We start from the raw sequence: 12863 nt of genomic DNA, 5'->3' as shown, positions 1-12863 counted from the left end.
AAGCAAATTTTTAATCAATATTACTGGTTTGTACATATAATTAAGCTCACAAACCTTTAAAAGCCTTCAAAGTTCATTTAAAATTGGACTTTGAAGGCTTTTTTATCAACATTTATTTAATTTTGTTGGTTTTCGATGTAATCATGTATCAAATGACCGACATATTCTGAAGCACGTCCATTTTCATTAGCGCAAAAACGTTCGTAAAAACGCTCGATTTTAGGTTGATATGATTCAGCGACCTGATCTAATTGCTGCAAGCCTTCGATGAGAGAGGTTGCATCTGTATAAATTGGTCCCGGTAAATCTTCATGATAATTAATGTAAAAGCCACGTAAGTCATTAGCATATTTATCAATATCATACGCAAAGAACAACTGTGGGCGTTTTAAGATGCCGTAATCAAACATGACAGATGAATAATCCGTAATTAAGCAATCACTGATTAAATACAGTTCTGATACGTTGCTGTAATTAGATACATCATAGGCAAATCCTTCATACCCTGATAAATCCAGTTGATTAGCAATCAGATAATGCATACGGAGAAGAATGACCGTGTCGTCACCTAATTGTTGCTGCATTTGTGCTAGATCAATCTTAAGGTTAAAGGTGTATTCTCCTTGTTGAATATATTCATCATCACGCCATGTTGGAGCATATAACACCACGCGTTTATGCGCGGGAATATCCAGTGCTGCCTTTAAAGAGGCAATGTAATCTGTATCATTTTGACGATTCACAATGACATCATTTCTTGGATAACCAATCTCTAAAATTTGATGAGGATTCATCCAAAAAGCAGATTGGAAGATCTCTGTTGAATAGGCATTAGGAGAGATCAGATAGTCCCAACGCCGTGTTGCCCAGTAAAAATTACGCTTATAACGAGCTGTCGTTGTTTCAGGCAAACGAACTTGTGGCATATCATTGGCTAATCGTTTTAAAGGTGTCCCATGCCATGTCTGAATATACAGTTGATTATCCTTTTTCTTTAAGTGAAGTGGCACACGCGCATTTGAAACCCAAACTTGAGCGGTTTTAAATAAATCGTAATAGGCTTTTGTGCCTTTTTGAACAATGTGCACATCATCTGGAAAATGCGGTTCACTGCCTTCTTTATACACCCAATGGTAGTCATAACCTGGGAAATGCGTCGTCATATAATCATAAATGGCTTTTGGACTATCATTAAAAGATTTGCCGCCAAAGGATTCAAAGACAATTTTGCCTGGTTTTACAGCGCATTCTGTATTGTACAGCATGTATTTCGAATAATGTTTGCTTGGTTTATTTAATGCGATATTTTTCAACAAGCGGCTACGATAGCGATATTTATTCATAAACCATGCACCAGGAATGTAGCCTAATTTCAAACACATCAGTTCTAATTTAAACAGCAATTTCTGATGATAGGAAATAGCTGGCTTTAATAAAGGAATAAGCTCTGACAACATGCGATGGAAAGTGTAATAACGCTCTTTAATCTCACGTTGACTTGGGTCAAAGTCTTTATAAATTCGTGCTAACATTTCCTGACAAATCACACGTCGAACCGTCGTGTTTTGTGTGTGCGCTAGTGCATCGTAAAAGGCCTTCGTATAGTCAGAGAATCGTTCTGTAAACGGCTGCATTGTGAGTCGATTCGTCATAAATGGATCCAGCAGTTCACCACGATAGTAAAAGTCGACGCCTGTTAATTGAGTAGCCGTCTGAGCATGTGCCATATAATCAATTAATAACGACCAGTCTATATAAATCTTTAGATCTGTATTGAAACTCAGTTGATATGTATGAATAATGGATGTTTTGAAGACGATGTTGCTCACCGCACGATGTTTTAAGAGCGGTTCAATCATCTCTTCTTGTTGATAGTGGTGTTGTTCAAGCGCGGTTGTATCTAGTGTGTTAGATTCAGCAGTGTGGGCTCTGAAAGGTGTAATCGGTGCAAACAGCACATCTTGTTGGTTTAAAGCTGTTAAATATGTTTCTACAGTATAAGGTGCCAAAGTGTCATCTGTATCTAAAAACATAAAATAGGGTGTTGTTACTTTAGACATACCTACATTACGGGCATAAGCATGACCATAATTTTGATTTAACTTAATGTAACGCACTGTTTTATCGTAATGGTCTAGTTGTTCATTTAACAGTGTCTCACTTTGATCGGTTGAACCATCATTAATAATCATCAAATCAAAGTTTTGAGAGGATTGCTGAATCACAGATTGAATACAACCTTCAATGTCAATTTCAGCATTATACATAGGTATAATAATGGTTAAAGGATGTGTCATAATATTACTTCCCTCGCTTTAATGCATCTACGTTAATAATTTGAATTCACTATAAGACAATGATATCCGAATTTCAAGCATAATCAAATTAGTTGATTTTTAATTTTATCGTAATTAAATTGATTTGTGAGTTGGTCTATGATAAGTGACAACAGTTTTTAAAACTTTTTTGAACAAGTACAAAAAAAGATAAGAATTACAAGTAAAGAAGGTGTATCAGTATGCAAAATAACTTAAAACAACTGTTCAGGAAAAAATTTGAACTGCTATCATGCGATAGTGATAGCACAATGTTACATGTTGTTATTAAATTGACGCATTTTTATCAGTTTAACAAAAGTCATTTTGAGGTCAGTATTGATGATAAAAACGTCCATTTTGAATTACAAAAATTAACAACTCAAACTTATAAAGTAGCCATTCCTACACAACAATTAAGCCAAAATGATCATCAAATTGATTTTTATTATAAAGGGCAAAAATTATGGGTTGTGTCTTCATTGGATCATAAACAAATGATTCATGCGAATGAAAACATTTATACTATCGAAGTGAATCAATCGCTTCAATTAACACGTTTTATCACGAATTATAAATATCATTCAGACGTTTATCACATGTCATTATCTAATACGTCTGAGCATGCTGTTAAATTGAACACAAATGCACCGTTAGATAGTATTTTGTTATTAAATCGGTATGAGTCTATCGAAGTGCCAGTCAATGAACAAAACGAAATCGATATTCAACAACTTCAAAAAGATACAAAGGCACAGTCATATAAAGTATTTGGTATAAACCAACAACATATCTTCCCGATTTGGTTTGATAGCTATTATTTCTCATATTTTTTATGTATGAAACACGAATGGCAAAATGATGAAGTGCGAATTCAATCGAATAAGCTTGATGTTGAGATGGCTGGTATTAACAGCTTTTTAGATGATACGACATTGAATGTCCGATTGATAATGCAGCAAGATCTGAACCAAGCAACGATCTTTGATACAGAAGAAGCATTTGTCTTCGATACATTAGCTTTAATGGATTCTAATTTTAATACGTATTATGAGTTAGCGGTGGAAGTAGAAGGAGAGACGATCTTTACGCACATACCGTTAACTTATTTTGATTCTTCCCAAACTAAGAAATTGGTTGCTGTTTATAAAGAAATTGGCACTCAAAACAAACGAGTATTGTTAATCAATCCGCAAAAAATATCTAAATTTGAAGACTATTATAGAGTACATCAAGAGGTATTTAGCTTAAAAACAATCAAACGCAATGGTTTAACTTTCGTAAGTAAAAAACCGAAAAATCGTCTAGGCATTCATTGGATTAATGAGTCACAAATGTCTTGTTATTACCAACCACATACGATTTATTCAAGTTTTAATCACTATTTAACATTTGAAGAAAGAGTCTCTGGCCAAGCTTATCATATTCCGATTGGTCGTGGTGAGCATATAATTGATATTCCTTATGAACACATCGAAGCTATTAAAACAATGCCTAAAACAGTCATTGATATTTTTATTACGATATACAATCAAGATACATTAGTTCGTAAGGATAAGATCAAATATAGAAATGTTGAGTATAAAAAAGATGATATTTTGAGTTTAAAACACATTAAAACTCAAGGAAAAGAAACGTACTATATGGCAACGATTACGCCATTTGGCAATATCAAATTAGAAACATTTGCGATTACAGAAACGGAAAAATCAATATTAGATCAAGGCGAGCTAGATGCCAATGTATGGTTAATCGGTGAACGTACAGATACAGCGCAAGACAACGGTATTGCGTTATTTAAATGGCTACGTGAACATACGCACATTGAGGCGTATTATGTGATAGATGAGCTATCACAAGACTATGACAAAATTAAAGAAGATCCTCATGTGCTGCGTTTCGGTAGCCAAGCGCATTTCGAGGTCGTTTCTCGCGCCAAAGTACTCATTTGTACGCATGATTTAGAAAACATTGTACCGTTTAAAACAGCAGCGCCATTCTGGAACTATAAAGATACGGTCAAAGTCTTTTTACAACATGGTATTATGGGACGTAAAAATGTAGAATATCACAAACAATATTATCAAGTGCCATTTGATTTATTTAATGTCACAAGTACGAAAGAAAAAGAAAATGTAGCGATGGCACAGTTAGGTTATGATGACGCGGAAGTGGCGGTAACAGGGTTATCACGTTTTGACCGCTTACCATTACAACCTGAACGTAAGCTAACAAAAATATTACTGATGCCAACATGGAGAGATTGGTTAAATTCAGACTTTGCTTTTGAAAACAGTGATTATCTAAAACGATATTTAGATTTAATTAACGATCCAACATTGTTAGCCTTTTTAGAAGAGCACGATTTAGAATTGAACTTTTACCCACATTATCGTGCGCAAAGCTTCTTCCAACAATATGTAGATGAAATGAATGCACGTATTCACTTTGTGGAATTAGGAGAGCGCACTGTTCAAGATTTATTGATCGAACATGACTTATTAATCACTGATTACAGCAGTGTAAGTTTTGACTTTTCTTATATGAACAAACCTGTTATTTTCTATCATTTTGATGTGGCGCGCTTTTTCAGAAAAGGCATTTTGAGACCTATTCATGAAACCTTTATTGGCTCAATCGCGTATAATAACAAAGAATTAATTCATAAAATCCAAACAGTCGTGACAGAAGGTGGCCAACCAGCACAAAGCGATTTATCAGAAGTCTTTGATCACATTGACCATCATAATAACGAAAGAGTTTATAACGCTATAGTGGATAAAGTGGAAACGAATGCTTAAATAAAGTGATGCTTTAAAATAATAATAAGAAATGGACTGATGAATTTTGAGAAAACATCAGTCCATTTTTTAAGTTAAATTGATAATGTTGTTATTTAAGTGTGCCTTTAAGCAAATGGGCATGTTCTAGTTTGGTAACTGCGCCAATGATATATTTACCTATAATGAGACGATTCACTAAGTAAGCGACAATAATAGACATCACTATCGCTAATAAAAATTTATATAAAATATCGTAACCAAAATGCGTGTGTGTCATTGGGAAACTGTAGATGAAAAATAAATGCAATAAATAGATACTAAAAGAAAAGTTACTTATAAATAGAATGAATTTCGGAACATACTTGAAATAAGAACCAACTAAGAATAACAATAGAATAACTGCCGTTGTATAAAGTGGCGTATCTAACCTTTTAGAACCAATTGCACTATTAATACCTAAGTTATGAGTTAGCAATACAAAGATAATGCTAAAAATCATCAATCCAATAATATGTATACGATAATTCTTTAAACTTTGAATAAAACGATCATAGTAAATACCGATATAATAACCTAAAAGGAAATAGGTTATCCACCCTATAAAAATGGTTTGTCCTTCTTTTGCCCATATTAATGAACCTATAATATTATTAGGCGCTGGGAATATTAAACGAATGCCCCAATAAATAGAAGTGATTATAATAGAGATACCGATCATTAAGAATGGATTGAGCTTTCTTAAATATTTTGAGAAAACCATATGTAATATATAAAACTGAAAAATAATGACTATAAAATATGTAACAGAATAGCCTCGAAAAGAAACTAAAATAAAGGTCGATAAGAATTCTGATAAATGACGCGGCGAAACTTGTATCCATGTCCATATCAAATTGACGACTATAAATGGAATGCCTAAATAAAGCAATCTTTTTCTAAAAAATCCCTTTTTTAACGTATCCCCATAAAATTTTGCATTTAAAAATTCGGTAATAAATACAAACATAGGTGTACAAAACATTAGGAAAATTTGGACATAAGTAGGCCATTGATTCTTTTCAAGGTTTGGATTGATGGCAATAGTGTGTGATATGGAATGGATTAACACTACACCCAAACAAGCAATTGCGCGCATCCAAAATACGATTGAAATATATTCTTTCACATAAAAAACCTCTCATTCATGCTATGTGTTGACGTAAATATAATTAAATCATGGCTATAATAACATACTTATTCATATTGTGTTAATTTGAATATAAAAAAGTTTGAAAAGTGAATTAAAGCAGAATTTAAAGAGGGAAACAGTGAGATGGTAATAAAAACGAGGTTGGGACAAAAGCGCTCAGGATTTGAGCAGAAACGAACGAAGTAAAGAACGACTTCGTTTAGTTAGTCGTTCTTACAAATGTGTCAAAGCACATTTGATCATTTACAATACGTCAAATTTTGGCGAATCGTGAACTTTCTGTCGAAAATCCTACTTTTGGGACACCGTTAATCGGTTTTCCAGAGCATTAACGCTTTATGTCTCAGCCCCGCTTGTTAGCTTATTCAATCCATTGCACAACGTCGCTTTGTGGGCGGCGTGTTTTGTCGCGTTTAGGGTCTTCTTCTCGATAACCGAAAGCAACCATAACTGAAGGTTCATAAATATCGTTATCGAAATAGCCTTTACTGCTTAGTAAATCAGACACTTCATCGTATTGGAAACCTTCCATTGGGCAAGAATCAATGCCTAACATTGCTGCGGACGTCATCATATTAGCAAGTGGGATATATGTTTGTTTACTAGCCCAATCCCATAATGCACGCTCACTTTCATATAAGTTTAAGTTTTTATCTTGGAAATCTATAGTACGTTCGTGCATTTGTTTAATGACTTCTTCAGGCATTTCTTTTGTTTCACGTAATAATTTTTGAACGTAGTCACTTTCTGGACGTACATTTTTGCGTGCAAGAATTAATACGAAATGACTTGCTGTATCGAGTTGTCCTTCTGCACCCCAACTTAATGGTTTTAAAGCGTCTCGAACTTCTTGATTTTGTATAACTAAAAATTGCCATGGTTCAAATCCGAGAGAACTAGGGGAAAGGCGACCAACTTCAAGAATTGTATTAAAGTCATCATCAGCTATTGTTTTATTAGCATCGAAACGTTTAGTCGCAAATCGATAATTCATCGCATCAATAATGAATTGTTGTTTATCAGTCATCGTTATACTCCTTTATTCATTGATTTATACTTAATTTCATTATAATTAAGATGAGAAGGGTTTTAAAATAATGTGATTTTATGTAAGGTTAGTGGTAAATAACAAGTAAAACAACGTTAGAAAGGGGTCTCAATCATGCAAGAACAATGGTTTGAAAAGTTACCTATTGACGATATTCAATCGATTACGCCTGTCAGTGGAGGAGATGTGAATGATGCGTATCGAATTGACGCCTCAGACGACACATATTTTTTATTAGTGCAACCGAATCGTTCAGAAGATTTTTACGCTGCTGAAATTGCTGGTTTGCAAGCATTTGAAGAAGTTGGCATTACCGCACCGATTGTCATCGCAAGTGGTGAAATAGATCATAATGCCTATCTTTTATTAAGTTATTTAGACGAAGGTAGACATGGTAGTCAGCGTGATCTTGGAGAACTTGTAGCACATTTACATCAAAATCACGAACCAGAAGGACGCTTTGGCTTTCATTTACCTTATGATGGAAAAGATGTGCGCTTTGACAATACTTGGACAGATCAATGGCAAACGCTATTCCTTCAACAACGAATTGATCCATTAGTGGATATGATTCGACGCCAGCAATTATGGTCGTCATCTGATGATGCTTTATTTGAGAAAGTACGTCAAATTATGGAAGAAACGTTATCTAATCATGAAAGTAAACCATCGTTATTACACGGTGATTTATGGGCTGGAAATTATATGTTTTTAACAGATGGCTCACCAGCTTTATTCGATCCCGCACCATTATACGGCGATCGTGAATTTGATTTAGGTGCCACAAAAGTGTTTGGTGGTTTTACACAAGATTTTTATGACGCATATGGGGATACGTATCCACTGTCTGAAGGCGCACATTTTCGTATTCAATTTTATGAACTTTACCTATTACTCGTTCATTTAGTGAAATTCGGTACCATGTATTTAATGAGTGTCAGACGTACAATGGAGGCTATTGTGAATGAAGCGGATTAATCAATGGGTGCCTTTATTCTGGGTGGTTGCGCTAGTATTTCTTATTATCATATATGGAGGATTACCAGAACAGGTAGGGACTCATTTTAATTTTAGTGGTACACCTGATGAGTTAGGGCCTAAACGGACATTATGGATTATGCCTATTATTATGCTCATCGTATGGAGTGTATTAACACTCTTGCTACACTATTTACCAAAAATTGAGGAGAATATGAAAGGGAGACATACATCGAGGATGGCACGTCAACTTAAAGATATCTATTTATTGTTTATTGCTGTCCAATTAGGTATTTGGTTTATCTATATCGTACAGTTATTTAATCTCTCTCAAGGCCAATTAGCCCTTCCATCTTGGTTAATTACTGTAGTGATCATTGTTATCATCCTTGCTTTTGTATGGAGATGGGTCAGAGTTGTCAAAAAATAAGATGAATATAAAAAGTGGTGTTACGTTTCTTAGTTAATGTAAGAAAGTGACACCACTTTGTTGTTTTATACAAAAATAAACGGCACAACGATAAAGAGAATGATATAAATAATTACGAAAATCCACGATACTTTTTTGCTTAAGTGCAGTGTTGAATGAAGCATCACACCAAATAACCAAGCGCTAATGAATGTAGATAGTCGAATCACACCAAGCTTCGTATTACCGGGATCAAAAATATTTAAAGAGTCGAGGATAATTTGGTTCACATCAATCCCTACAATCCATTGAATAAGGACAATCATTAATTCGATGATACCTGTAATGATAGAATATCTTAAAATCGCAGCAAAGATGCTTTTAGCACGGGCGTCTGTTTTAAAAATTTTACCGATTACAAAGACAATCAACATCATGAGCCCGATTATAATCCATACATTAATAAATGCAACAATTGGGCCAAAATATTTACTGAATTCTGTCATTTGTTGAGCTTGTGTTTCGCTAACGCCTTGATCAACCATAAATTGCACCCAATCTGTAGCTATGAAATTAATCAGTGCGGTGATGAGTGTCACCACGATAACGAGTACAATTTTGAGCGCTACTTTGGGATGGAGACGATCTTGTTCGAATGATTCAATATGTAATGGTTTAGAATATTGCATTGATGAACCCCCTTTGAAATAAGAAATGGCATATTGAAAATGAGGTAGAGCGTAGTGTATCTCCACTGAATCATTTTTTTATACCTTTTCAAAATATGTATTACGCTTTTATTATAATTTAAAGATACAAAATGTAAATTGTATTTTACAAATTTATAGTTAAAATTAACAATTTATCGCGGCATAAATATCGGATTTGTAGGGAATGGATACGTTTACAAACAAAAATGTAAAATTTCTAAAAATTATAATTCAAGATGTTTATTTTATGTTATGATGCAATTGTCCTATAACAAAAATAAGGAGCGGTGCAATTTGAAAAAGACAACATTAATCATTTTATCGGTAGTAGGTATACTACTATTGATTGGTATTGCGTTATTAGTTAAGGCGTTTGGCCAAGGTAATAACGACAGTAAGGAAGGATATAATACATATAAAGTGAAATCGGAAAAACCGATTCATGTGACAGGAAAAGTGTCACCGGACACGATTAAAACATATCAAAACAACGCGCAAGTTGGTGAATTTATTAGTACACAAGTTGATGACGGGCAAACTGTGACACAAGGGACACCTTTAATCAATTACGATATTGATCCAACACAACGTCAAAAGTTATTAGATCAAGTGAATCAAGCAGAAGCAAAAGGAGATCAACAACAAATCGATAAAGCTTGGCGACAATTAAATCGCTATGACGGCCAAATTAATAACAGTGTGAATGCCACATTTAACGGTACAGTCTCTTTAGAAAATACGTCTAATGTGAATGAAGGCGAAGCAATTTTAAAACTGATTTCGAATGAGCCTCAAATTGTAACAACAGTCTCAGAATTTGATTTAGATAAAATTAAAGTAGGCGACGACGTGAATGTGAAAGTCGCAAGCAACGGTAAAACAGGCAAAGGGAAGATTACGCATATTGCACAGCTGCCTACAAGTTATGAAGAAGGCGAGGCAGCGCAAGCTCCAGCTGGAGGCGACATGGCGGCAGAGCCAGAAAGTGATGCAGAAGGGCAAAGTTCATTAACAACGACAAATCCAATCGATAGTAATCCATCATTAGGTAAGGCCAATGAAACCTCTAAATATGAAATTATGATTGGTGATTTAGACTTTAACGTGAAAAACGGTTATTCGATTGAAGCAGATATTCCATTATCTGAACTGAAAATTCCAAAGAGCGCATTAACAAAGGATAATCAAGTCTTCGTCGTCGATTCAAACAATAAAGCTCAAAAACGACAAGTTAAATACGATGAAGTCAATGGCGATATTATCATTAAGAGTGGATTGAAAAAGAACGATAAAATCCTTAAAAACCCTGACAATAAAGTAAAAGATGGCCAAAAGGTTGAGGTGTCTCAATGATAGAATTGGTCGATATTAATCGTCATTTTAAAAATGGAAATGAAACAAACCACATTTTAAAAGACATCAATTTACGCATTGATCAAGGAGAGTTCGTCGCAATCATGGGGCCATCAGGGTCAGGGAAAAGTACTTTGATTAATATTTTAGGATTTATTGACCGTGGTTATGACGGTGCGTACTACTTTAATGGCGATAATTATCAAGAGCAATCGGACAATGAGCTTGCGGAAATTCGAAATCGTACAGTAGGGTTTGTCTTTCAAAATTTCAAACTGATTCAAAATAATACAATTCTTGAAAATGTGAGCATTCCCTTGTTGTATTCGGGCGTTTCGTCGAGTGATCGAAAACAACGTGTGATGGATATGCTGCACAAGGTAGGATTATTTGATAAAGAGCAACTCATTCCAAATAAACTGTCAGGTGGTCAACAACAACGTGTCGCGATTGCGCGTGCGATTGTGAACCAACCGAAGTTTATTATCGCGGATGAACCGACTGGTGCGTTAGATTCTGAAACATCGAAAGATATCATGGAATTATTTTTACAATTGAACAAGGAACAGGGGACGACGATGATTATCGTGACGCATGACCCTAAAGTAGCTGAACAAGCGGACCGCGTCATTCACATTTTGGACGGCCGTGTGCAACGAGAAGAGGTGCATCAACATGAGTAACCTGGGAAATATTATCAGTGTGTCACTTCGCTCAATTATGAAAAATAAACGGCGCAATATCTTTACGATGATTGGGATTATTATTGGGATCGCAGCGGTTATCACCATTATGTCTTTAGGTAATGGCTTTAAACAGTCAGCTAACGAACAATTTAGTGAGGCTGGGGCTTCAAATGACGCAGCTCTTATCAACTTTTTAGGTAGTAATATGGATAATACGGATGCCGAACCGTTCACAGATACAGATATCGACTTAGCACGTCAAGTTGAAGGTGTTAATAGCGCAAGTATTAAACAAGATGACACACTTGGTTTATCTTCGGAAGCTACAACGGTTAATAAGAAAGCAGATATTTCGGTATTAAAACAAAAATCAGCGATAAATGCCACTGAAGGTAAGGGGTTTACCACTGATGATAACGACATTCATAATCGTGTGGTGACGATTTCAAGTGATGTGGCAGACCAACTCTTCGATGGCGATGCAGTGGGTGAAACGATTTATATTGATGATATGGGATTTGAAGTCGTCGGTATTTTAGACAATATGCAAGTGCCTAATGCGGTGACCATGCCAAAAGCCACGGCAGATGTGTATTTACCGAATTTAACATCCTCATTCCCGCAACTTGAAATTAAGTTCGATGAAGATGCGAATAAAAAAGACATTGCCAATAATGTCGCTAAAAAGTTGAATCAAAATGGTTCAGCAGCAGGCGATGGAGAATATCAATATACGGATATGGAAGAGGCGATGAAGAGTATCGGTAAGATCTTTGATGGGATTACGTACTTTGTTGCCGCTGTAGCAGGTATTTCTCTATTCATTGCCGGTATTGGCGTAATGAACGTGATGTATATTTCTGTAGCCGAACGTACCGAAGAAATTGCGATTCGTCGTGCGTTTGGTGCCAAAGGCCGTGACATTGAATTACAATTTTTAATTGAAAGTGTCATTCTTTGTTTAATTGGTGGTATTATCGGTCTCATTATCGGTATTTTAATTGCATCGTTCGTTGATTTAATTACACCAGATTATATTAAGAGTGCAGTGAGCCTCGGTTCAATTCTTTTAGCAGTAGGTGTATCGACGCTAATCGGTATCGTATTTGGATGGATACCAGCTCGTGCTGCCGCTAAGAAAGAATTAATTGATATTATTAAGTAGGTCATTAAAGAGGTTGGAACAAAAGCGTTCAGGATTTGAGCAGAAAGGAACGACAAGCTAAAATTGTTTTTCCAATTTTAGTGAATCATGAACTTTCTGCCGAAAATCCTGCTTTTGGGACACCGTTAATCGGTTTCCCAGAGCATTAATACTTTATGTCCCAAACTCTATCCTCATATATCAGGTTTTACATATATGAAGCATTACATTAATTGAGAGTGAGTGAT

General features: G+C 35.2%; 10 protein-coding genes. 6 read left to right on the top strand and 4 right to left on the bottom strand.

Annotated features, from left to right (window positions below; all coding sequences use genetic code 11):
* Positions 1-116: 116 nt before the first annotated feature.
* Positions 117-2297 carry a bifunctional glycosyltransferase/CDP-glycerol:glycerophosphate glycerophosphotransferase gene (locus ACEE93_RS08885; RefSeq protein ID WP_449155293.1) on the bottom strand — a complete coding sequence of 727 codons (2181 nt, stop codon included), beginning with the start codon at positions 2295-2297 and terminating at the stop codon, positions 117-119.
* 221 nt (positions 2298-2518) lie between these two features.
* On the opposite strand from ACEE93_RS08885, the gene ACEE93_RS08880 reads away from it, so the two are divergent.
* Entirely contained in the window at positions 2519-5116 is a 2598-nt protein-coding gene (locus ACEE93_RS08880) for a CDP-glycerol glycerophosphotransferase family protein (RefSeq protein ID WP_449156510.1), read from the top strand.
* Positions 5117-5207: 91 nt separating this feature from the next.
* On the opposite strand, the gene ACEE93_RS08875 is transcribed toward ACEE93_RS08880, so the two are convergent.
* Both ACEE93_RS08875 and ACEE93_RS08870 read right to left on the bottom strand, forming a co-directional pair.
* Positions 5208-6263 carry an acyltransferase family protein gene (locus ACEE93_RS08875; RefSeq protein ID WP_449156509.1) on the bottom strand — a complete coding sequence of 352 codons (1056 nt, stop codon included), beginning with the start codon at positions 6261-6263 and terminating at the stop codon, positions 5208-5210.
* Positions 6264-6648: 385 nt separating this feature from the next.
* On the bottom strand, positions 6649-7314 hold the full coding sequence (locus ACEE93_RS08870) for an NAD(P)H-dependent oxidoreductase (protein WP_449155296.1): 666 nt from the start codon (positions 7312-7314) through the stop codon (positions 6649-6651).
* Positions 7315-7449: 135 nt separating this feature from the next.
* Here ACEE93_RS08870 and ACEE93_RS08865 point away from each other — a divergent pair, with 135 nt between their 5' ends.
* Together ACEE93_RS08865 and ACEE93_RS08860 are read left to right on the top strand one after the other, a co-directional pair.
* Entirely contained in the window at positions 7450-8313 is an 864-nt protein-coding gene (locus tag ACEE93_RS08865) for a fructosamine kinase family protein (RefSeq protein ID WP_449155297.1), read from the top strand.
* Positions 8300-8743: a DUF1648 domain-containing protein gene (locus tag ACEE93_RS08860; RefSeq protein WP_449155298.1), complete on the top strand. Its 444-nt coding sequence runs from the start codon at positions 8300-8302 to the stop codon at positions 8741-8743. Before ACEE93_RS08865 ends, ACEE93_RS08860 begins: the two co-directional genes overlap by 14 nt.
* Before the next feature lie 65 nt (positions 8744-8808).
* Here ACEE93_RS08860 and ACEE93_RS08855 read toward each other — a convergent pair whose 3' ends face one another.
* Positions 8809-9411, bottom strand: coding sequence for a YIP1 family protein (locus tag ACEE93_RS08855; protein ID WP_449155299.1), 603 nt, complete (start codon positions 9409-9411; stop codon positions 8809-8811).
* A 315-nt stretch (positions 9412-9726) separates the two neighbouring features.
* On the opposite strand from ACEE93_RS08855, the gene ACEE93_RS08850 reads away from it, so the two are divergent.
* From ACEE93_RS08850 to ACEE93_RS08840, 3 genes are read left to right on the top strand one after another with little or no spacing between them, the layout of a single operon-like run.
* Entirely contained in the window at positions 9727-10785 is a 1059-nt protein-coding gene (locus tag ACEE93_RS08850) for an efflux RND transporter periplasmic adaptor subunit (protein WP_449155300.1), read from the top strand.
* A complete protein-coding gene (locus ACEE93_RS08845) occupies positions 10782-11468 on the top strand; it encodes an ABC transporter ATP-binding protein (RefSeq protein ID WP_449155301.1) in 687 nt (228 codons plus the stop codon). The genes ACEE93_RS08850 and ACEE93_RS08845 overlap by 4 nt, the downstream gene beginning before the upstream one ends.
* Positions 11461-12636 carry an ABC transporter permease gene (locus tag ACEE93_RS08840; RefSeq protein ID WP_449156508.1) on the top strand — a complete coding sequence of 392 codons (1176 nt, stop codon included), beginning with the start codon at positions 11461-11463 and terminating at the stop codon, positions 12634-12636. Before ACEE93_RS08845 ends, ACEE93_RS08840 begins: the two co-directional genes overlap by 8 nt.
* The last annotated feature ends 227 nt before the right edge of the window (positions 12637-12863 follow it).

This window comes from Staphylococcus sp. 11262D007BW, assembly GCF_053547815.1.
Note: the sequence above shows the minus strand (reverse complement) of the source record. Positions and strands in the feature narration are given on the sequence as shown.